At 64.0% G+C, this 19,657-nt stretch carries 19 protein-coding genes; 4 read left to right on the forward strand and 15 right to left on the reverse strand.

All coding sequences use genetic code 11. From position 1 onward, the window contains the following. Positions 1 to 5: 5 nt before the first annotated feature. The 4 genes from ACTXG5_RS20235 to ACTXG5_RS20250 all read right to left on the reverse strand — a co-directional run bounded on the left by ACTXG5_RS20235 (position 6) and on the right by ACTXG5_RS20250 (position 3,584). Positions 6 to 701 (reverse strand): rhomboid-like protein, encoded by a 696-nt coding sequence (locus tag ACTXG5_RS20235; protein ID WP_445160486.1) that lies wholly within the window; start codon positions 699 to 701, stop codon positions 6 to 8. A 98-nt stretch (positions 702 to 799) separates the two neighbouring features. After that, entirely contained in the window at positions 800 to 1,618 is an 819-nt protein-coding gene (gene cysW / locus ACTXG5_RS20240) for a sulfate ABC transporter permease subunit CysW (RefSeq protein ID WP_445160487.1), read from the reverse strand. Further along, entirely contained in the window at positions 1,615 to 2,508 is an 894-nt protein-coding gene (locus ACTXG5_RS20245; RefSeq protein WP_445160488.1) for an ABC transporter permease, read from the reverse strand. The genes cysW and ACTXG5_RS20245 overlap by 4 nt, the downstream gene beginning before the upstream one ends. Further along, on the reverse strand, positions 2,505 to 3,584 hold the full coding sequence (locus ACTXG5_RS20250) for a sulfate ABC transporter substrate-binding protein (RefSeq protein ID WP_445160489.1): 1,080 nt from the start codon (positions 3,582 to 3,584) through the stop codon (positions 2,505 to 2,507). The genes ACTXG5_RS20245 and ACTXG5_RS20250 overlap by 4 nt, the downstream gene beginning before the upstream one ends. 757 nt (positions 3,585 to 4,341) lie before the next feature. Between ACTXG5_RS20250 and ACTXG5_RS20255 the strand changes: the two genes are divergently transcribed. After that, complete coding sequence (locus tag ACTXG5_RS20255; protein ID WP_445160490.1) at positions 4,342 to 5,007, forward strand: C39 family peptidase; 666 nt, start codon at positions 4,342 to 4,344, stop codon at positions 5,005 to 5,007. A 454-nt stretch (positions 5,008 to 5,461) separates the two neighbouring features. Here the strand turns inward: ACTXG5_RS20255 and ACTXG5_RS20260 are convergent, their stop codons facing one another. Beyond that, positions 5,462 to 6,229 (reverse strand): class I SAM-dependent methyltransferase, encoded by a 768-nt coding sequence (locus tag ACTXG5_RS20260; RefSeq protein WP_445160491.1) that lies wholly within the window; start codon positions 6,227 to 6,229, stop codon positions 5,462 to 5,464. A 192-nt stretch (positions 6,230 to 6,421) separates the two neighbouring features. On the opposite strand from ACTXG5_RS20260, the gene ACTXG5_RS20265 reads away from it, so the two are divergent. Further along, on the forward strand, positions 6,422 to 7,117 hold the full coding sequence (locus tag ACTXG5_RS20265) for a DUF899 domain-containing protein (RefSeq protein WP_445160492.1): 696 nt from the start codon (positions 6,422 to 6,424) through the stop codon (positions 7,115 to 7,117). On the opposite strand, the gene ACTXG5_RS20270 is transcribed toward ACTXG5_RS20265, so the two are convergent. From ACTXG5_RS20270 to ACTXG5_RS20310, 9 genes are all read right to left on the reverse strand, one after another. Then, complete coding sequence (locus ACTXG5_RS20270) at positions 7,114 to 8,136, reverse strand: epoxyqueuosine reductase (RefSeq protein ID WP_445160493.1); 1,023 nt, start codon at positions 8,134 to 8,136, stop codon at positions 7,114 to 7,116. The two genes, ACTXG5_RS20265 and ACTXG5_RS20270, sit on opposite strands and share 4 nt — an antisense overlap. Before the next feature lie 21 nt (positions 8,137 to 8,157). After that, positions 8,158 to 9,834 carry a tetratricopeptide repeat protein gene (locus ACTXG5_RS20275; protein ID WP_445160494.1) on the reverse strand — a complete coding sequence of 559 codons (1,677 nt, stop codon included), beginning with the start codon at positions 9,832 to 9,834 and terminating at the stop codon, positions 8,158 to 8,160. A gap of 15 nt (positions 9,835 to 9,849) precedes the next feature. Then, complete coding sequence (locus ACTXG5_RS20280) at positions 9,850 to 11,325, reverse strand: MFS transporter (RefSeq protein WP_445160495.1); 1,476 nt, start codon at positions 11,323 to 11,325, stop codon at positions 9,850 to 9,852. 33 nt (positions 11,326 to 11,358) lie between these two features. Next, positions 11,359 to 11,589: a hypothetical protein gene (locus ACTXG5_RS20285; protein WP_445160496.1), complete on the reverse strand. Its 231-nt coding sequence runs from the start codon at positions 11,587 to 11,589 to the stop codon at positions 11,359 to 11,361. A gap of 74 nt (positions 11,590 to 11,663) precedes the next feature. Further along, the gene (locus ACTXG5_RS20290) at positions 11,664 to 12,566 is read right to left on the reverse strand and encodes an alpha/beta fold hydrolase (RefSeq protein ID WP_445160497.1); all 903 of its coding nucleotides are present in this window, start codon (positions 12,564 to 12,566) and stop codon (positions 11,664 to 11,666) included. Between the two features lie 45 nt (positions 12,567 to 12,611). Then, positions 12,612 to 13,352, reverse strand: a complete 741-nt coding sequence (locus ACTXG5_RS20295) for an SDR family NAD(P)-dependent oxidoreductase (protein ID WP_445160498.1) — start codon at positions 13,350 to 13,352, stop codon at positions 12,612 to 12,614. Positions 13,353 to 13,366: 14 nt separating this feature from the next. Further along, positions 13,367 to 13,651: a hypothetical protein gene (locus ACTXG5_RS20300; RefSeq protein WP_445160499.1), complete on the reverse strand. Its 285-nt coding sequence runs from the start codon at positions 13,649 to 13,651 to the stop codon at positions 13,367 to 13,369. Positions 13,652 to 13,756: 105 nt separating this feature from the next. Continuing rightward, on the reverse strand, positions 13,757 to 14,083 hold the full coding sequence (locus ACTXG5_RS20305; RefSeq protein ID WP_445160500.1) for an STAS domain-containing protein: 327 nt from the start codon (positions 14,081 to 14,083) through the stop codon (positions 13,757 to 13,759). Further along, entirely contained in the window at positions 14,083 to 16,665 is a 2,583-nt protein-coding gene (locus ACTXG5_RS20310) for a SpoIIE family protein phosphatase (RefSeq protein WP_445160501.1), read from the reverse strand. The genes ACTXG5_RS20305 and ACTXG5_RS20310 overlap by 1 nt, the downstream gene beginning before the upstream one ends. A gap of 167 nt (positions 16,666 to 16,832) precedes the next feature. Here ACTXG5_RS20310 and ACTXG5_RS20315 point away from each other — a divergent pair, with 167 nt between their 5' ends. Next, complete coding sequence (locus ACTXG5_RS20315; RefSeq protein WP_445160502.1) at positions 16,833 to 17,357, forward strand: restriction endonuclease; 525 nt, start codon at positions 16,833 to 16,835, stop codon at positions 17,355 to 17,357. Between the two features lie 12 nt (positions 17,358 to 17,369). On the opposite strand, the gene ACTXG5_RS20320 is transcribed toward ACTXG5_RS20315, so the two are convergent. Then, positions 17,370 to 18,710, reverse strand: coding sequence for a PPE family protein, SVP subgroup (locus ACTXG5_RS20320; RefSeq protein ID WP_445160503.1), 1,341 nt, complete (start codon positions 18,708 to 18,710; stop codon positions 17,370 to 17,372). A 295-nt stretch (positions 18,711 to 19,005) separates the two neighbouring features. Between ACTXG5_RS20320 and ACTXG5_RS20325 the strand changes: the two genes are divergently transcribed. Further along, positions 19,006 to 19,656: a biliverdin-producing heme oxygenase gene (locus tag ACTXG5_RS20325; protein WP_445164517.1), complete on the forward strand. Its 651-nt coding sequence runs from the start codon at positions 19,006 to 19,008 to the stop codon at positions 19,654 to 19,656. The last annotated feature ends 1 nt before the right edge of the window (position 19,657 follow it).

A 19,657-nucleotide genomic window follows, 5' to 3' on the forward strand; every position in this document is an offset into this window, starting at 1 on the left:
CGGCATCATCGGTGTCGTCGGATGGCTCCTACGAGTGTTGCCGGGTTCAGTGGCCGGCCGGGGCGGTTTCGCGTCGCCGGGTAGAAGCAGAGCCCGACGAGGATCGCACTGAAGTGGCCGATCGCGGTGAAGTTCAACACAGTGTGGTTCATCGTGATCAGTGGGATGCCGAAGACGAGCAGCAATACACCAAGATAGCCCCAGCGCCACGGCACCGCGATGTGATACGTCAGTACGGCGGCCACGCCGACCAAGAAGTAGCTCACCCCGATGTCGCGTGCATTCACCAAGCGCTCGGGCGCTTGGTATTCCTCGATCGCAAAGAACACGATTCCTTCGCTGACAAAGGTGGCGAGGACATGGGCGCTCAAACCCACGGTGAGCCAACGCAGCTCACCAAGCCAGCGTTCTGCGGGCGCAAGAAACAAGGTGAAGAGCACCAGATACGGCGCCAGATTTTTGCCGTCGATCCACAACAGGCTGGACACCAGGGCATCGAGCGGGTCCATGCCCAAGTGGTAGATATTCGTCGAATGCCGTAGCAGCAGCCAATGCCGCTGCGGCCCAGTGAGTTCGTCTTGGACGATTGTCGTTATCAGCAGCACGAACAGCCAGCTATAGGTGAGCCACGCGGTCTTGATGAAGCGCTGAACCACCACAGCTATGGTTGGCAGTCGTGAGCGCATCGATGCATCAGCCATAATGCCGACCATTGCATGATTTCCGTTGTAGCCAACGACAATCAGAGTTGTCAGCGCATCCTTACGGGCGCGCCAGGACCCCCGTCGCGTCCCCCCGGTCAGGCCGGGGCGTTCGCCCGTTTCCGGCGAATGAGCAGAATCGTCTTGACGATCAGAAACACCACCGCAACGCCCATCATCAGCGTGGACAGGGCATAGGCGCCGTACTCGGCTCCGCGGTTGTAGCGATCGTTGACCAGCAACGTCAGCGTCTGCGACTCCCCCGGCAGGTTGGACGACACCATGATGACCCCACCGAACTCGCCGAGCGTGCGCGCGGTGGTCAGCACGGTGCCGTAAATCAGGCCCCACCGGATGGACGGCAGGGTGATCCGCCAAAACGTCTGCCACGGACCCGAACCCAGCGTGGCCGCCGCCTGTTCCTGGTCGGTCCCCACCTCCAGCAGCACCGGCTGGACCTCACGCACGACAAACGGCAAGGTGACGAAGATGCTGCAGAGGATGAGGCCCGGCACGCCGAAGATGATCTTGATCCCGAGGTCGTTCTCGACGAAGCCCAGCGCGCCCGCCGAGCCCCACAGCAGGATCAGCGCGACACCGACGATGATGGGCGACACCGCAAAAGGCAGATCGACGATCGCCTGCAGCACGGCTCTACCGCGGAACCGGTTGCGCGCCAGCAACAATGACGTGAGCCCACCGAACACTACGTTCAGTGGCACCACAATGGCGACCACCAGCAGCGACAGGTTCAGCGCCGAGATCGCCGCCGGCGTGGTGATCCAGGCGACGAACTGGCTAAGCCCGGGCCGGAATGTCCGCCACAGGATGATCGACACCGGGGCGATCAGCATCACGCCGATGTAGGCCAACGTCACGTACCGGGTGAGGTAGCGGATCCAGGACGACGACGTCACGCGGCCTTCTCCTCTCGTTTGGCCGCGCGTCCACCCACGATCCGCAACAAAACCAGCACGGTAAACGAGATCGACAACAACACAATGGATATCGCGGCCGCGCCGGTACGGTCGTCATTCTCGATCAAGGACCGGATCCACTGCGACGTGACTTCGGTCTTGCCCGGGACGGCGCCACCGATTGTCACCACCGAACCGAACTCGGCGATGCACCGCGAGAAGGCCAATCCGGCGCCGGTGAACAACGAGGGCGCCAGCGACGGCAGCACGATCGTCGTGAAGACCTTGGGGCCACTGGCACCCAACGATGCCGCCGCCTCTTCGACGCCCCGATCGATTTCCAGCAGCACCGGCTGCACGGCACGGACCACCAGCGGCAGCGTGACGAACGCCAGCGCCATGCCAACCCCGGGAGGCGTGTGCTGCAGATGAATGTGCACCGGGCTGTTCTTGCCGTACAGCGCCAGCATCACCAGACTGGTCACGATCGTCGGGAGCGCAAAAGGCAGGTCGATCACCGCATCGATCAGCCCTCTCCCGACGAAATTGTCCCGCACCAGGACCCAGGCGGTCGCCAGCCCGAACACCACATCGGCGACGGTCACCACGGCGGAGATGACAAACGTCACCCGGAACGACTCCACCGCGGCGTGGGAGGTGACCGCCAACCAGAAGGCCTGCCAGCCGCCGCCACTGGCCTGCCAGGCGATGGCGGCCAACGGCAACAGCACAATCACCGAGAGCCACAGCGCCGTCACCCCGACTCGAAGTGACGTGAAACCCGAGCCCCGGCCCGCGCGGGATCCTTCCGGCGGCTCCGGAAGCCGGCTACCCGGCTGGGCCAGCTCGGGCCGCAGCGCCTCCGGATTGGGGATGACTGCGGCGGTCATCCGGTCGCCTGCATGTAGACCTTGGTGATGCTGCCGGTGTTCTTGTCGAACAGTTGCGGATCGGCGGTGCTCCAGCCACCGAGGTCATCGATCGTCCACAGTTTTACCGGCACCGGATACTGGTCCCGGAAATTGCTGGCGACGGCCGGATCGATCGGCCGAAATCCGGATTGAGCCCACAATCTTTGCGCCGCGGCGGTGTACTGGAAGTTCTTGAAGGCCGTCGCGACATCCAGGTGTTCGCTGGTGCTCACCACCGCCACCGGATTCTCGATCTTGAAGGTTTGAGCCGGGATGAGGTGTTCGACGGGTCTACCTTGCCGCTCAGCGGCGATGGCCTCGTTCTCATAACTGATCAACACGTCGCCGCTGCCTTCGGAGAAGACCGCGGTAGCAATCCGCCCGGATCCCGGACGCAACTTGACGTGTTCGTGCACCAATTTGCTGATGAAATCGATACCCGCCTGACTATCCGCGCCGCCACGGCTTTTGGCGGCATACGGGGCGAGCAGATTCCACTTCGCCGAGCCTGAACTGAGCGGGCTCGGCGTAATCACCTCGACACCGGGACGAAGCAGATCGTCCCAATCCCTGATGTTCTTCGGATTGCCCTGGCGGACAACCAATGTCACCACTGATCCGAATGGGCTGCCCCGGCCGGCTCCTTTGTCCCAATCCGCGGAGACTTTTCCGGCTTTTACCAAGCGGGTGATGTCCGGCTCGACCGAGAAGTTCACGATATCGGCCGGCTTTCCCTCGACGACGCCGCGTGACTGGTCGGCCGACGCGGCGTAGGAGCCGATCACCTGCACACCCTTGCCTTCTTCGGAGGCGTTGAATGCCGGAATCACCTTGCTCCACCCGGGTTCTGGAACCGAATACGCGACCAGGGTGATCTTGGTGTTCGCGTTGCTCAGCCCGCCGCCGCCTATCGCGTCGCTGGCACCGCCCGCACACCCGGCAACAACAGCGGCGGCCAGGGTGAGTGCGACCAGGTGGCGCCAGCGCACTGCGATACCGATGTCGTTAACCAATAGCCGGCCTTCCGGTACGGGAGTTGGGTACGTCGTTCCCATTGCTGCGGAAGGGCATTAAGACTTCGAAGAATTCGCCAACTCGAGACCAGACCGCGCACGGGCAGAACAGTCAGCGACAACAGCGCACGACGACAAAGCCTGCCAAACAACCGGCTGCCGCGTGCATGGCGCGAAGCGTAGCAAAGCGCAGGCGCCTGCGCGTCTGCGTCGCAACGCCGCTATCACCGTCGCGATGGGAGTGACGAGAACCAGCGTCATATGTGACCGAGCACCGATTTACGCGGGTGTGCCGTCGACGCAGTGCGCCCGGCCCATCAGCTCGGAGCCGGCACCGAGCGGGCCTCCCAGCAACCTGGTCGTGCGGCCGGCGTCAGAGCTCCGCCGGGATGGCCCTTCGCCGGCGGGCGCGTGGTGAAAGCCGCAGCGTGCTGGGGTCTTATCGACACACGGCGCGGCTCGCCCGCTGTGGATTGTTGGCTGCGGCGCTGCGACCCGAAAGCCACCATCGGCGCGGCCGGTCGGAATGCGATGGGCCGACGTGTCACACCGACCGGGGTGATCGCTCGCGCATCCGGTCGGCCCGCTGTGCGAGCGGCGCTGAAAAAGTCACGGTGATGCAAAGAGCCGGACACCGGTCGGTACCTGGGCAAGCAAACCCGTCTCACGACGGCAACATTTCAGCGCGTTCGTCCGCAATTTTCGCCGGCTTACCGTTTAATGCTCCGGAGAGGGCACCTTGTGACCCTTTTCTCATTACAGCGGCGCGCCGCCACCGCGGCTCGAGAAAAGGATGCCCATGGCCCGCACCCTGACGACCAAAGTCGCCGCGGCCGTGCACGTCGTCGCTGTGTTATGCGCAACCGCCGCTACGGCATCGGTCAGCTTGGCGGCTGCCGTCCACGCCGCCCCGGGTCCTCCTGTTCCGGACGCCGACCACAAGGCCGGGATGTACGGCGATCCCGCGGCCGCCGCGCCCTATTGGCGCCAACAACACGCCTCGGACTGCGGCGAGATGGCGGTGGCCGATGTAGTCGGCGAGATCACCGGACGCCAGCCGACCGAGCGACAGATCACTTCCGTAGCCGAAAATACTTCTGGCGCAACGGGTTCCGGGCCGATATGGAAGCCGCCGGGTAACACCGACATCAGAGACCTGCCATTGCTGCTCTGGCACTACTGGATCAGGGCCGACAATGTCCAGACCAATACCAATGCGCTGGAACAGGATCTGGCGGAAAGCCGCAAAGTGATCGTCCTACTCAATGCCGAGACCATCTGGAACCGGCCCGGCAATCGAGACTCCGCGAATCACTTCGTGGTTGTCACCGGCATCGACACCAGAGCCGGCGTGGTGCATCTCAACGACAGCGGCATCAAGAGTGGCCGCGACGAACAGGTTCCGATCGCCACGTTCGAACGGGCGTGGGCGCCCAACTACAACTCGGCGGTCGTGACGAAGTGACGGCAAGCCGGCTTCAGGGCAGCCTTTTCGTCGAGACCGACTCGATGACGGCAGATCCGCGCTGACCACTGGCCAGGCTGCAGGACTCAGCCAACTCAGGCCCATACGTTGCTGCACCGCACTCGCATTCCCAGCAGACATGCTGGCCGCAGGAACACGGAACGGTTGCGACGATCATGTGTCCCGGCAGCAGCCAGTGACCACGCGCACAGCGTCGGGGTGGTCTGTCCAGCCATTGTGTGCGGGGGCGATGTGCCAGCTCGTCGACGTGAACACTCACGCGGATCACCCTCCCATTGGGGCGGTCGCCAAATCCAGGGCGATGTGTGAATCGTTATCGTCTAGTTGACCGTGTCGTTGCTTGCGAAATCGTGGTTTCTGGCGTATCCGACGGAGGGAGTGTCGCTGGCATCACAGCCAGATGCAGTCAGCGACTTCATCGACGAGGCAGCAGTCAGTTCTTCGCGAGGGTGAACTGGTTGACGTCGATTTGGCCGGTGCGGAACGCATTGGCGCGGCCGGTCAGGTAGTGCAGGTAGCGCTCGTAGGCTTCTTCCGATTGCACCTCGATGGCTTCTTCCTTGCGCGCCTCGAGTGCCTCGGTCCACAGGTCGAGGGTCCGGACGTAATGCGGCTGCAGCCGCTCGCGCAGGGTCAGGCTGAAACCCGCGTCTGCGGCGTCCTGCTCCATCATGTCGGTGCACGGCAACCCGGTGATCGTGTGCAGGAACATGACGCCGTCGTCGGGCAGGACGGTATAGGCCATGTCGAAGAAATCGTCGTAGCGATCGTGACTGAAGTGCTCAAACCCCCCGATGGAGACGATCCGGTCGACGGGCTCGGCGAACTCTTCCCAGTCCTGCACCAACACCCACTTGCTCCGCGGAGTGTCCATCTCGTCGAACCATTTCTGCACGTAGGCAGCTTGATTGCACGATGCCGTCAAGCCGACGACGTTGACGTCGTACTTCTCAATCGCCCGGCGCATGGTGGTGCCCCAGCCGCAGGCAATATCGAGCAGCGTCATACCGGGCTGCAGGTCCAGCTCGCTGAGCGCCAGATCGATCTTGGCGACCTGGGCCTCTTCCAGCGTCATGTCGTCCCGCTCGAAATAGGCGCAACTATAGGTTTGGGTGCGATCGAGGAATAGGCGAAAGAAGTCGTCGCATAAGTCGTAATGGTCCTGCACACCCGCGAAATGCGAAACGAGCCTCTGAGCCATGGTTGCGTGCCTTCCCGGACCCAGGGTCCCCCCGTACGACTGTCAAGTCTGGACATAGATACCCCCGTACATGCAGGGCAAACAAATTCAAAGCGAGTTCCCAGGTTTCAACGGCGCTCCGTGGCGCCGATGAATTTCGGCTGCACCGCCGGTCATACCTGTGAGTCGACATCGATAGCAAAGGTGAATCCCATGTCCTTGAAGCGCAAAGACGCCCTGCCGCCAATCGTCGATCAGCAGACCTGGGGCACCGCGCTCGCTGAACTACGCAGGCGCGAGAAGGCCGCGACGCGCGAACTGGATGCGATCGCCGCCCAGCGGCGTCGTCTGCCGATGCTCGAGTTGTCCGACTACACCCTCGTCGGGGCCGACGGGCCCATCCGCCTCGTCGACGTGTTCGGCGGCCGATCGCAGCTCATCACCTACCACCACATGTGGGCGGACGGCGCCCAGTGGCAGTGCGGCGGATGCACGGGTTTCACGTCGCAGTTCACCCGGTTGGAGTTCCTCGACAACTACGACGCCCGCTTCGTCATCGTCACCAACGGACCGATCGAGGAGGCGCTGGCCTACAAGCAGAAGGTGGGCAATCGGATGCAGTGGTATTCGTCGTCGCAGAGCCCGTTCGGCGCCGACATGGACGCGCCCGTAGGCGGGGGCTTCGCGGTCAACGTGTTTCTGCGCGACGGTGACACGGTGTATCGCACCTGGCACACGAATGGGCGGGGCACCGAGCAACTCAGCCACTCGTTCGCGCTTATCGACATATTGCCGTGGGGCCGGCAAGAGGAATGGCTCGATTCGCCCGAGGGCTGGCCGTCGCGGCCCACCTACTCCGGCTGGCTGGACTCCCCCGACATCGCCCGCGCTTACGGAACAGAGGCCTAGCGCCCGCCGTCGACGACTTTCACCGGCTTGTGTGGAAAGCGCCGTTCGGCGTATTCCTTGGCCTTGGAATTCGGCAGCACATAGAGGTTTTCCTTCTTGTCCTGCAACGGTTTTAGTACCAGGTCCATGAAGCCTTTGCGGTTGTCCAGATAGGGCTCGATCACGTCCTCGCCCGCCGGGCACACGGCCAGGCAGTAGGCCGCCTTGTAATTCGGCTTGAACGATAGGCTCTGCCACATCGACGCGTTCTCCGAATCGGTTACCCGCGAACGAAAATCGGCCGCGTCGGAGCTATCCGCGACGGTCTGAACCCAATCGGTGAATCCGCCCATGAACTCGCGATAGTTGTGCGTCGAACACGCCAGCCAATCGAAGCTGCCGTCCTTGCCGATCGCGCCGACCGGGCACGCCGCGACGCACAGCTTGCATTCCAGGCACGGACTGTAGTCCAACGGCTCGCCGTAGCTGCTGATCGGCGCGTCGACCACTATCGTGCCCAGCAGGATGAAATTGCCGAACTTCGGGTGAATCACGTTGCGGTGAATACCCATTGCGCCGTGACCCGCGGCAACGGCGACGGGTTTGTGCGCCACCACCCAGATCCGGCCGGGATAGTTGTCCATCTCCATCGGAAAGGTCGCCGACGGGTTCAGCGCCCGGTAACCGGCATCTTGGAGACGACGCACGATGCGATAGGCCGCCTCGTTGAGCAGCTCGCCGCTGCGGTGAAACTCTTGGTTGGCCACGCTGCGCGCCGTCGAGCGGATGTTGTCGCGGTTCATCTTGGCCACGAGCGAGATGTAGCTCTTCGCGCCCGGTAACGCGGCCTCGACGTGCTCGACCTCCGAGGCCAGCTCGGGGTTATCGACACTGGCGAATCCCACGTCGTCCACGCCGGCCTCTAAGCACATCTCGCGCAGCCAATCAGCGTCGAGCACACCGGGTTTCAGCGTCTGGCGCGATCGCACCTTTCGCACGGTGGGATGCTCCGCCAGCCGGGCCGGAAGTTTCTCGGTCATGCTGAGTATAGTACACGATACTTAGAGTGTGGCGGGCCCCAGGCGGCAGGCGCACGACGCGGTGATCGCGACATCGGCGTGCGCGCCCGCCAGCGTCAATTGCTGCCCGATGATCGTCGCCTCCGCGGTGCGGCCGAGACGCCGCAAGCACTCGTGATACCCGTGCAGGCTCCACATATTGTTGGGATGTTGGCAGCATCGCCGCACCGTGGGGTCAAGCCCGAGATCGGCAGCGTAGACGGCGGCCGCCTCCGCCACCTGGCCCTGCTCTAGCAGCAACGCACCATAGGCGTGGCGGGTAGGTTGCATCCACCCCCATGGCTCGTCGTAGGGAAGGTCGTCGTCGAGTTGTACCGCGCGCCGAAGATGGCTGAACGCCAGATCGAATTGCCCCTGCCGGTAAGCGATCTCGCCGTCTAGCATCGCGCCGGCCACCGCCAGGATGTCGCGACTGGTGTTGTTGAACAGATACCGTGACGCGGGAATGCGGCCGTACGCCGCGGTGAAGGCGTCACGCTCGGCGCGTGCTTGCGCCAGTTGGCCTTTAGCGGCGTAGGCCATGCCGCGGCCGTAGTGGACCGTCGCCACGGTGGTGCAGTACAGATCCCGATCCGCAGGCAATGACTCGGCGATCAGGTCTTCCCAACGGCCGAAGCGGATAAAGACGTGCACCCGAAGCGGAACGAAGGCCTCCAGCCAGTCGGCCATCGGCGGTGATTCGATGGACAGCACCTCGGGTGTGAGCTGCTCGGCAAGTTCGTCGGCGGCCTGAAGCGCGATACGGGATTGGCCGGAAAACATCGCCGCATACACGACGAAGTGCAAGTCGTGTGCTCGGTAAGCCGAATAAAAGTTCAGCGGCCCTTCGTATTCGAGAAACCGGCGATCCGCGCGCACCGCCGCCAGGTTCGACACCACAGCGGTGCGATAGTCACCGCACAGCACATCAATATGGGTTGGCATGTGTTGCAGGTGGCCCGCGTCGGGCGCCAGCCCGCGCAGCAGATCGGCCGCCGGTAGCGCCTCCTCGGGATGCGCGGATAGCTCCATCGTGTGCAGGTAGATGTGCAGTATGCCCGGGTGGGACCGGCCGGCCGGCGTCTGCAGCGCCGTCTCCAGAATTCGCTTGGCCTCGACCACCCGAGAACCTGGGGCCGGCTCCCCCGTGTGGGTGTCCCACAATGCCCAGGCCGTCAGATTGACCAACCCGTCCGCGGTCAGGGCCGCAACGTCGATATCGTCTGGGTAAGCCGACGCCAATGCCACCATCGCTGCGGCGTACGAGGCGTTACCGGTGGCCAGTGCCGCGGTGTCGGTCGCGTCGTCCGTCGGAAAACGCGCGGCCAGCGCCTCGATCAGACCGCGCTCAAGAGCCGTCGCGCGGCCGCTGGTGGCCAGCCGTAGCTCGTCGCGCGCCCGAGCCAGCGACGCGTCCAGCTCGACCGCGTCGAATGCGTCCCAGGCTTTGTTGTAGTTGGGGCCCACCGAATAGGCGATGCCCCACCGGGCGATGGCCAGATCAGGGTCTAGGCCAAGCGCTTTCTCGAAGCATTGCACCGCCTCTTCGTGATTGAACGCGTAAGCCCACACCATGCCCCGGTCGAACCACAGCTGCGCCTGAGCCGACGGTGTGTCGACGGCCCGGTGGTAGGAGCCGAGGTCGTAGTACGGCTCGACGTCGCCGCGCGGGACCGCCACGTCGCCGACGATAACCTATGCGGGCGAATCGTCCGGGCTCTCCGCGTCGGCCACCGTCAAGGGCAATGCCAGATCTTCCAGGGGTCGTTGCTCGGCCGCGATCCCGAGCCACAGCTCGACCAGGCCCGCGACCGCCATCACGATCGCCCCGATCAGAAACGACCACAGCACCTGACCTCGATCCCCCGAATTGATCAACTCGCCGAACAAGATCGGGCCGGTGATGCCACCGATCGCGGTGCCCACCGCGTAGAAGAATGCGATGGCCAGCGCCCTGGTCTCCATCGGGAAGATCTCGCTGACGGTCAAGTACGCCGCACTTGCACCCGCCGAGGCCAGGAAGAACGCCGCTGACAGCACGACGATGAACGTCCAGACACCGCCGGTCTGGTTCACGAACACCACCCCGAGGACAACCGCGATCACCGCGGAGCCGATGTAGGTCCCGCTGATCATCGGTTTGCGGCCGATCGTGTCGAAGAAGCGTCCGAGCACCAAGGGGCCGAAGAAATTGCTCAACGCCCACAGAATGAAGAACACCGGCACTCTCCCGGAAGAGACGCCGTAGAACCCGCTCAACAGCGTGCCCAGATTGAACGTCACGCCGTTGTACAGGAAGGCCTGACCGATGAACAACGCGAGCCCAAGGACCGCGCGCTTCGGATAAAGCTTGAAAGCCACCCGGGCGATCTCCAGGAATGAAATCGTTTGGCGCTGACGAATTCTCAGCGGCTTGCCTTCCGGCTCGGGCAGCGGTTGGCCGGTTTCTCGCTGCACGTCTTGTTCGATCTCGCCGACGATCTGCTCGGCTTCCTCGTCGCGCCCGTGAATGAACAACCACCGTGGGCTTTCCGGAATGTTGCGCCGGACGAGGAGGACAAAGATGCCGAAGATGGCACCGATCCCGAAGGCCAGCCGCCATCCGATGTTCGGCGGGAAGTTCGACGTGTCCAGAAGGACCAGCGCGCCCGCGGCTCCAGCGGCCGAACCCAGCCAGTATGTGCCGTTGATGATCAGGTCGACGCGACCGCGCACCCGTGCCGGAATCAACTCGTCGATCGCGGAATTGATGGCGGCGTATTCGCCCCCGATGCCGGCGCCGGTGAAAAACCGCGCGACGAAGAAATACCAAGGCGCGAAGGCGAATGCGGTCGCGACGGTGGCGACAAGGTAGACCGCCAGAGTCAGGATGAACAGATTGCGCCGCCCGAAACGGTCCGTCAGGTGACCGAAGAACAATGCGCCCAGGCACGCCCCCGTGATGTAGATCGCCGCCGCATAGCCGATCTGCGCGGGGTTGAGCTCGATGCCACTGCTCTTTTCGGTGAGCCGCGCCGATACGTTGCCGACCATCGTGACCTCGAGCCCGTCGAGGACCCACACACCGCCCAGGCCCACAACCACGCGCCAGTGAAACCGCGACCACGGCAGCCGGTCCAGTCGCGCGGGTACCTGCGTCGTGATGGTTCTGGTTTGGGCGCCTGGGCTCATGCGGGCGGACCCTACCAGCCGGCAAGTCTGGCTCTAGGAACCCAGCTCGGACGATGAGTGCACGCCGGTCGCGACGCGCGGAAATTCGGGTCGCAGCGACGTTTGCGGCTCGTGTTCGATGCGCGCCCATTGGTGAGACGAGAAGTACCACGTCCACTTGCCCGTGGCGGGGCCGATCTTGAGCACGGCGCCATCGGTGTCGAAATGGAGTTCGTCCCCGTAGGTAATTTCCGTGCCATCAGCCCAGGTCACTGTGAAAGCCATGGGGGCACGCTACTCGGCAAACATATCCACGACTTGTACAAAGGCCGACAATTTATGCGCGGCCGGCCCGCAGCTCAGCCGTCGGTGTGGCGGTCGATGTGGGCCAGGAAATGCGTGAGCACCGCGTCGGGCGCCTCGAGCTGCGGCCAGTGTCCGATGTCGTCGGCGAGCATCACGATATCGGCTTCAGGAATCACCTCGGCGTAGCGGCGAGCCATGTGGGCGCCGGAATTCGGGTCGATTGGGCCGTCGATCAATCGCATCGGCACCTTGGTTTGCCGCATGGCGCGCACCCACCGATTTCGGTGGATGTAGCGGTCATTGATGAAGCGGCCGACCTTATGCAGGACCCGGCGGCCGTCGTGGTAATCCAAAATTTGATTGAACACGTCCATCATGTGTCGCGTGGGCTTGGTATTCGGTCCGAACATCTCGCGCAGCGTCGGTTCTAGCAGGCGACGGGACAGCGGGCGGTCCTGCACTCGACTTATGATGTCGCCCAATGGGGTTTGAGACATCAGCTTCTGCGCCGTCCGCGGCGTGTAGGACTCGATGAACATGCCTCCGTTGAGCCAGGTGATCGAGTCGATGCGCAGCGCGCCGTAGGCCTGCTGGGCGAACTCGTGGCGGGCCAACAGTTCCTGGCCCACGGAGTCGCCGATGTCGTGAGCCAGGATGTGCGCGGCGCGGACGTCCAGATGCGCAAGCAGCGCTTCGTGCATGTCCGCGTGGTCGTGCACCGAGTAGTTGTAGGTCACGGGTTTATCGGAAAATCCCATGCCCATCATGTCCGGTGCGATGACCGTGAACCGTTGGATCAGCGTCGGCCAGATCGGAGCCCAGTCAAAGGAATTGAACGGATAGCCGTGAATCAGCAGCAGCGGCGGTCCGCTGCCCTCCATGCGGTAGAAGATGTCGAAGCCGAGGTAGTCGAAGCACTCGCCGGAATCCAGCCAGCGTTTCAATTCAGCGTCCATGACGACACTCATCCGTCGGGCCCAAGACTGGTGCAACGTGGGTCACTAGCCGGCGCCCTTGCCGTTGTCGACGCGGTAGACGGCGCCATGGATGGCGGCCGCGGCGTCGCTGGCAAGGAACGCGACCACATTCGCGACATCGAGGGGCTGCATCATGCCGCGCGGCGAGGCCGTGCGCATGATCAGGTCGTAGTTCGGATCCTCTGGCGCAGTGAACTGTTCGAGTTGCGGGGTAAGCATGCCGCCGGGACATACCGCGTTGACGCGCAAACGGTCCGCGGTGTATTCCACCGCCAACGCACGAGTCAGCCCGATCAACCCGTGCTTGGCCGCGCAATAGCCGGCCGAGTAAGCCTGGCCTTCAACGCCGGCAATCGAGCTGACGTTGACGATGTTGCCGCCTCGTTCCAGCAGATGCGGCAGCGCGGCCCGGCACAGGTAGAACGGACCGTTGAGGTGGACACCGAGATCTTGGGTCCAGTCGGCGTCGGTCATCGACTCCGTGCGGCGCATCTGGTGCTTGCCGGCGACGTTGACCAGGATGTCTAGTCCGCCGAACTCCCGCACGCACTGCTCGACCGTATCGTTGCAGGCTTGCGCCGAAGCTATGTCCACCGATGCGTAGGAACCGTGTTCCACGTCGGCGAATACCTCGGCCAAGCGTGCGGTATCCCGGGCTATCCCGAAAACCGTTGCGCCCTGCCGGGAAAGCAGCTTGGCCGTTTCAGCGCCCAGACCCGACGACGCCCCGGTCACCAGTGCGACCTTGCCTTGCAGTGCTGTCATGACAGTCCCTGTCCTCAGTAGGACCGCATACGCGCAACGCCAACCCGCAGAAGATCAAGTGGCGCAACGGTTCTGAGTCCCGATATGCTCGCCGCGTCGCGGAGCAGGCGCTCGGCCTGGAAGCTCTGCCGGAGGCGGCGTACGGTCACCAACACGAGCAAGCTAATCACAAGCCTGCCCAGCGCGATCCGGCTCGTTCGCTTCTGCCAGGTTGGCCGCGACGAGCTTGCGCGCCGGCCGACGTAGTAGCCGAACCAAGTCGCCGTCGCCAGCGCGCACATCACCGCAAACACCGCCATGCTGATCAGCGTCCTTCGCCGCCGTCTCGGAAAGGTCACGCGCGGGATACACCTCGGCCAACACCACGGGCCGAAGTTGCCCTGAAGCAGATTGTCGCGGTCGCGTCAGCGTTGCGCTGTCGGCGGCGCAGCTTCGACGGAGACCAGTTCGGACAGGCCGCTGACGTTGAGGCTGGTCATCAGCAGGCGGTGGGCGATGACGCGGATGTGGTCGGCGCGGGTGAATAAGGCATTGATGGCGGCGCTATCCAGATACTCCACCCCGCTGAGGTCGACCGTGAGCGTTTCGTCGCTGCCCGCCGCCTCGGCCGTGGCGGTGCTGAGGGCCTGGTCGAACGCGTCGATGTTGCTCAGGTCGATTTCGCCCACCGCGATCAGCACGAGTTTCCCATCGTCGGAGCGCACGGTATCGAGGGTGAGTAACGCGGCCATCATGTGATCCTCACGGATAGCTGAACTGTGGTTCCGGCGGCATCGGGATTGATCGTGACATCGTGCATCAGACCTCGCATGAGGGTGATACCGCGACCGCGATGTGGATTGGCAGCCGGTTGCGGAGGTTTCCACGAGCCGGTATCGGTGATGGTCAATTGAACCTCGTCGACGAGTGCGGTCGCATCCAGGACAATCGTGCCACCCGGTCCGTGGCGGTGACCATGCTCAATGGCGTTGGCGACGGCTTCGCCGGCGGCGATGAGCACATTCACGGTCTGATCCGGGCTCAGCCGGGCCCGGGTCAACCAGCTGCGCAAGGCCTTACGGGTCGGGGCGAGGTGGCTGGCGTCGGCGGGAAACGTCAGTTCCAGCGGTGCGGGATGGCGGTAAAGCAGAAGGGCGACATCGTCCTGATAGCCGCCGCTTGGCGCGAGCCGAGACATGATCTGGTCCGCCAAATCGCCTAGCGAGGAGGCGAGACCGTCCTGAACCAGGGCCGCGGCGCGGGAGATGCCGTCGTCCAGTGGCTGGCGACGACGTTCGACCAGGCCGTCGGTGTACAGCACCAGGGTCGAGCGGGCCGGCACCGTCACACGCGCCTCGGGGCGGGACCGGTGCGGCCGTACTCCCAATGCAATGGTGTGGCCATCCTCGAGCAGCTGGGTGGTGCCGTCGGAGTGGACCAGGATGGGTGGCGGGTGCCCGGCGCTCGAGTAGACGAGCTCACCGGTTTCGGGGTTGAGCACGGCGCAGACGGCGGTGGTGCATTGGGCGCCGGGCAACCGCGAGGCGAAGCGGTCCAACCCCTCGAGGGCGGCCGCGGGACTGTGATTGTCGAGCAGCAATGCGCGACACGCGCTGCGCACCTGTCCCATCACGGTTGCCGCGACGAGGCCATGACCCACACAGTCGCCGACGGTCAACGCGATGCGCCCGTCGTCCAGGTCGACGACGTCGTACCAGTCACCACCGACTTGCAGGGGTCGGGTGGCGGCCTGATAGCGCACCGCGAAGCCGTGCGGCAGATCGGAAGGGCCGAGAATCGCATGCTGCAGCGCTAGCGCGGTCTCGCGCTGCTGGTCAACCTGATGCACTCGTTGCAGGCCCGGGCCGAGTCGGCCGGCCAGCACAGTCAGCAGGGTCTGGTCCTCGAGGGTGAACGGCCGTTGTTCGGCCAGATCGATCCAGATGACGAGCACGCCCTCGGGGTGCTGCAGCGCGATGGCGGCCGTTCCGGGCTCGGAGGTATTGGGGGTGAGTAAGTCACCGTCGCGCAATGCGCTGAGCATCTGCTGGGTTTGCGCCGGGAGGTCGACCCACCGCGCGGGCTCGCCGACCGATACCAGTTCCGGTGTGCGCGAAGCGATTTCGGAAGCAGGGCCCGGGGTGAGGCTACGGGCGGGGAACGTGACGGCCAGAACGCGGCGGGCCCGCCAAAGTCGACGCAGTTCCTCAGCCACGGCAAGCACTGCGTCATCGACATTGTCCGCTTGCGCAAGCTCCTGGTTGAGCGCGTGTTCTCGGCCCGCCGCCAGCGCCAAGGCGATAGCAGCATGCTGCGCGAAGTCACTGACCAGCCCGAGGTAATCGTTGCCGAAGGGCGGCTGCTGCGGGGCGCGTGCGACAGCGATCACACCAAGCACCGCGTCGTCGACGATCAACGGCATGACAATGGCCGGGCGTTCACCGACATCGGTGAACCCCTCGATCGGATACTCGAAGGAATCGGTAATCAGGGGTAGGCCGCGCCGTGCCACACCACCCGTGGTGGAGCCGTCCATCGGAACTTGCCGACCGATCACCTGCGAGGCGTACCGACCCGCGGTGGCGGCCACGACCAGGGCGTCGACCTCATCCTGGGGTAACTCGGGCTCCCTGGGAACAAGCAAGATGGCCTGCTCAGCACCAGCCAATTCCAGCGCCCGATTCACGATGAGCTGTAGCGGCCCTGTTTGTGGGTCCCCGGAGAGCAGCGCACTCGTGATCTCGCGACTGGCGTTGGTCCATCTCGCCGATTCACGCTCCCGTTCGAAGAGCCGCGCATTGTCGATGGCGGCCGCCGCTGCCGTCGCTAACGCGCGCACGGCGCTCTCGTGGGAATCGGTGAACACTCGGCCGGGCCGGTCGTCGGCGAGGTAGAGGCTCCCAAAGTCAGCTGCCCGCACGGTGATCGGTATCCCGAGAAGCGCCCGCAACGGCGGACCGTGCGCGGAGGGCCCGATGGCCTGCGGATGAACGCTCAAATCATCGATGCGGATACCCTCACCGACCGGCAGAGCGCCCAGCCGCCGCGCCGTGTCGTCGTCGATTCCGGCGTGGATGAACGAAGCCAGGCTGCCATCAGATGCGCGGATACCCAACGCTCCATACGGGGCACCGGTCAGCTCCATCGCCCCATTGACGATCCGATGCAATGTCACATCCAGATCCAGATCGGAGCCGATCTCGACGATGACGCGCACCAGTTGTGCCATCTGATCGCGAGCTGCCGCCAGCTCGTCAAGCTGTTCCTGAACTTTGCCCACCCGCTCACGCTGACCCTGCCCGGTGAACGCGGATTCTCCCGGATCGTCGACCATAGACACCAACGTAGTGCGTGACGTGCGGGCCTCTTGGGGCGGAGCGTTATTTGCTCGTGCTTGACGCCGCATGTCGTCACCCGTCTCTATCATCGCCTCATGGACAAGGTGTCGCGGGAAAGCTTTGCCGCCACGGGGTTCTCGGGCTTGCGAGAACTACTCGCGACATGAAGGCGGCCTACGTTTTTCTCCCGGTCTACTTCGGGTTGTTTCTCGGCTTCTTCGCGCACAGCGTCGGGTGGGGTCTGGCCGGAGGTCTTTGTGGCCTGCTGTTCGCCGTTTTGGTCGCACGGCCGGCTCCGCGGCGAGTGCGGATCAATGCCCGCATGAGGGAAATAGATGCCATGGACGGGGTGGAATTCGAAGACTACGTCGCCGCACGCCTGCAACGGGCAGGCTGGCAGGTCAGCTTCACTCCGGCCGTCGGTGACTACGGAGTTGACCTGATCGCCCAAAAGGACGGCCAGAATGTGGCGATTCAATGCAAACGGCACGGTAAGGCGGTTGGCATCGCTGCGGTCCAGCAGGTGGTTTCGGGTGCGCTCCATCACGGATGCGCGCGCAGTATCGTGGTCAGCAATCAGGAGTTTACTTCTGCTGCAAAGCAATTGGCTTTCACTCACCGCTGTCAGCTGATTGGGCGCAAGGCGTTGCAGAGCTGGGTACCCGCGCCTGCGCGAAGGGCGATCTAGCACACCCAGGTGTCAGCGTGAGGGATCGCTGAGCAGGCGTTGCTTTTGTTCGCCGAATTCCTTGTCGGTCAATACACCATTGTCACGGAGTCGACCGAGTTTGCTTAGCAAATCGGTGACTTCGCGTAGATCGGCGGTGGCTCCGCCTCCTCGACCGCCCGAATTCTCTACGTGATGGTGCGGAGCCCTGCCGGCAGGCACCAAAATGCCGGGCGCATCGCTCTTGCCTGCCGGTCGGCGGGCTCGGGAATCGGCCGCGCCACGTCCGGACAACGACATCAATGGCGCGCCGCCAAAGACGGGCATTCTGCTGAATAGACCAGGACTTGAGCCATTCGTTGGGACAGGAGTCGTGATAGGTGACGCTTGGGCGACCAGCCGCACCTCCGGGGCTGCCGATGCCCAGCCCTCGGGTACCGACACGCCCCCCAGCGAGGACGCTCGGCCCAGCCCCGCCGACACCGTTGCCGCCCGCTCGGGAAGGCGTGACGTCGGAGCCGCCCCCTCCCGGGGTCCCGGCTGCCCGGGAACCGATACGGTCTCGGCCCCGCCGACTTTGTGTTCCGCGTCAGAAATGAACCCCGCAGCACCCGACAGCCCGATCAGCCCGAGGCCATTCCCGAGAAAGCCAGAGCCGAGCGACGCCAGGTCGTAAGGATTCGAGAACTCCGAGAAGGCTGATAGTCCTGAGGACGACGAGGTGAGCGTTTGCAGCGCATTGGGCACCGCGGACATCACCTTGCCGCTCGACAAAGCGGTTTGCACGTTTCCGGCCGAAGTGCCCGCAGCCTGGGCTGTTGCAGCGCTCTGAGCGCTGAGACCCTCCTGATTGGTGGTCTGCTCCGGCGGCGCAAACGGTGTCACCGCCGAGGCCGCTTGCGACTCGCCGGCATAGCTGTACATCGCCGCGACGTCCTGGGCCCACATTTCGCCGTAGGCGACTTCAATGGCCGCGATCGCCGCGGTGTTCTGGCCCAGGAGATTGGTCGCGATGAGTGACGTCAACTCGGCACGGTTGGACGCGACCACCGGAGGAGGCACCGTCATCGCGTATGCGGACTCATACGCCGCGACGGCGGCTTTGGCCTGGGTGCTCGACTGCGTGGCCTGCGCAGCGGTGGTGTTCAGCCACTCCACCTGCGGTGCGGCCGCGGCCGCCATCGACGCAGCTGCCGGGCCCTGCCACGGTTCACTGGTCAGACCCGAGATCACGGATTCCAGGTTGGCCGCCGTGGTGTACAGCTCGTTAGCCAGTTCATCCCATGCCGCCGCGGCGGCCATCATCGTGCCCGCTCCCGGGCCGGCGTACATGCGCCCGGAATTGACCTCCGGCGGCAGTACCGCGAAATGCATGTAGTTTCTCCTGAAGTCGTCTAGGCATCGGTCATGCTGCTTCGGCTTCAGGTTCCCCTTGGTACCACGCAATCCTGGAAACTTCGACAAAGTGTCGTCGTGCGGAGCACCTGTGATTGATGACGTTTCGTCAATTCGCTTGCTGTCGATGGTTTTTCCCATTCGCAATTCAAAAGCTGTTATGTTCCGCACAATCCGTCGGGCGTTTTCGCTACCATCCATAGACGATGGATTTGAGGGCTACGCCTTGGAGCAGCAACTTTGCTCACTAAGAAGTGGCCAGGAGAGCAGGGCAATGTCCGCGAGGGTGGCAAAGACCGACCAACCGCTCTCCGTAGCGCTCAAGGAGGGCTCGGCCGTAGAGCACGCCCGCGCAGAGCAGTCGCCGTTCGTGACCGAGTTGCTCGCAGGACGGGTCAACGATCGGGGTTACGCCGATTATCTGCTGCGGCTGCGTGTGGTTTATGGCGCGCTGGAGGACGCCGTTCGCGCCCGTCGCCACGATCCATTGGTGGCCGCCGTGTACGACCCGGTGCTGGAGCGTCTATCCGCGATCGATGCCGACCTCAGCTACTGGAAACCCCACGGCGGCAGCCAGATCCAGTCACCCGCCGCCGAGGCCTACAGCGATCGCATTGCTGAGGCCTCATGGGGTGGAGCGCTGGTGGCCCACCACTACACGCGCTATCTCGGCGACCTCTCCGGCGGCCAAGCCATCGGCAAGATTCTTGACCGCACGTTTGCTCTCAAGGGTGCTGGGCTGGCAATGTACCGATTTGCGCTGCGCCCCAAGGCTTTCAAAGATCGGTACCGGGCTCGACTCGACGCGCTGTGCCTCGATTCCGATGCGGTTCGTTGTGCAGTCGACGAAGTGAAGGTCGCGTTCGGCCTCAACCAAGCCATGTTCGACGAACTGTCGCACAACCTACCGGCCTATCAGGCCTAGC

It is taken from the genome of Mycobacterium sp. Dal123C01, from assembly GCF_052566995.1.

What these genes read in the sequence shown, in the direction of transcription:
- ACTXG5_RS20235 (WP_445160486.1), bottom strand. Translation starts at nt 701, where the DNA reads ATGGCTGATGCATCGATGCGCTCACGACTGCCAACCATAGCTGTGGTG.
- ACTXG5_RS20245 (WP_445160488.1), bottom strand. Translation starts at nt 2,508, where the DNA reads ATGACCGCCGCAGTCATCCCCAATCCGGAGGCGCTGCGGCCCGAGCTG.
- ACTXG5_RS20250 (WP_445160489.1), bottom strand. Translation starts at nt 3,584, where the DNA reads ATGGGAACGACGTACCCAACTCCCGTACCGGAAGGCCGGCTATTGGTT.
- ACTXG5_RS20255 (WP_445160490.1), top strand. Translation starts at nt 4,342, where the DNA reads ATGGCCCGCACCCTGACGACCAAAGTCGCCGCGGCCGTGCACGTCGTC.
- ACTXG5_RS20260 (WP_445160491.1), bottom strand. Translation starts at nt 6,229, where the DNA reads ATGGCTCAGAGGCTCGTTTCGCATTTCGCGGGTGTGCAGGACCATTAC.
- ACTXG5_RS20265 (WP_445160492.1), top strand. Translation starts at nt 6,422, where the DNA reads ATGTCCTTGAAGCGCAAAGACGCCCTGCCGCCAATCGTCGATCAGCAG.
- ACTXG5_RS20270 (WP_445160493.1), bottom strand. Translation starts at nt 8,136, where the DNA reads ATGACCGAGAAACTTCCGGCCCGGCTGGCGGAGCATCCCACCGTGCGA.
- ACTXG5_RS20280 (WP_445160495.1), bottom strand. Translation starts at nt 11,325, where the DNA reads ATGAGCCCAGGCGCCCAAACCAGAACCATCACGACGCAGGTACCCGCG.
- ACTXG5_RS20285 (WP_445160496.1), bottom strand. Translation starts at nt 11,589, where the DNA reads ATGGCTTTCACAGTGACCTGGGCTGATGGCACGGAAATTACCTACGGG.
- ACTXG5_RS20290 (WP_445160497.1), bottom strand. Translation starts at nt 12,566, where the DNA reads ATGGACGCTGAATTGAAACGCTGGCTGGATTCCGGCGAGTGCTTCGAC.
- ACTXG5_RS20295 (WP_445160498.1), bottom strand. Translation starts at nt 13,352, where the DNA reads ATGACAGCACTGCAAGGCAAGGTCGCACTGGTGACCGGGGCGTCGTCG.
- ACTXG5_RS20300 (WP_445160499.1), bottom strand. Translation starts at nt 13,651, where the DNA reads ATGGCGGTGTTTGCGGTGATGTGCGCGCTGGCGACGGCGACTTGGTTC.
- ACTXG5_RS20305 (WP_445160500.1), bottom strand. Translation starts at nt 14,083, where the DNA reads ATGGCCGCGTTACTCACCCTCGATACCGTGCGCTCCGACGATGGGAAA.
- ACTXG5_RS20310 (WP_445160501.1), bottom strand. Translation starts at nt 16,665, where the DNA reads ATGGTCGACGATCCGGGAGAATCCGCGTTCACCGGGCAGGGTCAGCGT.
- ACTXG5_RS20315 (WP_445160502.1), top strand. Translation starts at nt 16,833, where the DNA reads ATGAAGGCGGCCTACGTTTTTCTCCCGGTCTACTTCGGGTTGTTTCTC.
- ACTXG5_RS20320 (WP_445160503.1), bottom strand. Translation starts at nt 18,710, where the DNA reads ATGCATTTCGCGGTACTGCCGCCGGAGGTCAATTCCGGGCGCATGTAC.
- ACTXG5_RS20325 (WP_445164517.1), top strand. Translation starts at nt 19,006, where the DNA reads ATGTCCGCGAGGGTGGCAAAGACCGACCAACCGCTCTCCGTAGCGCTC.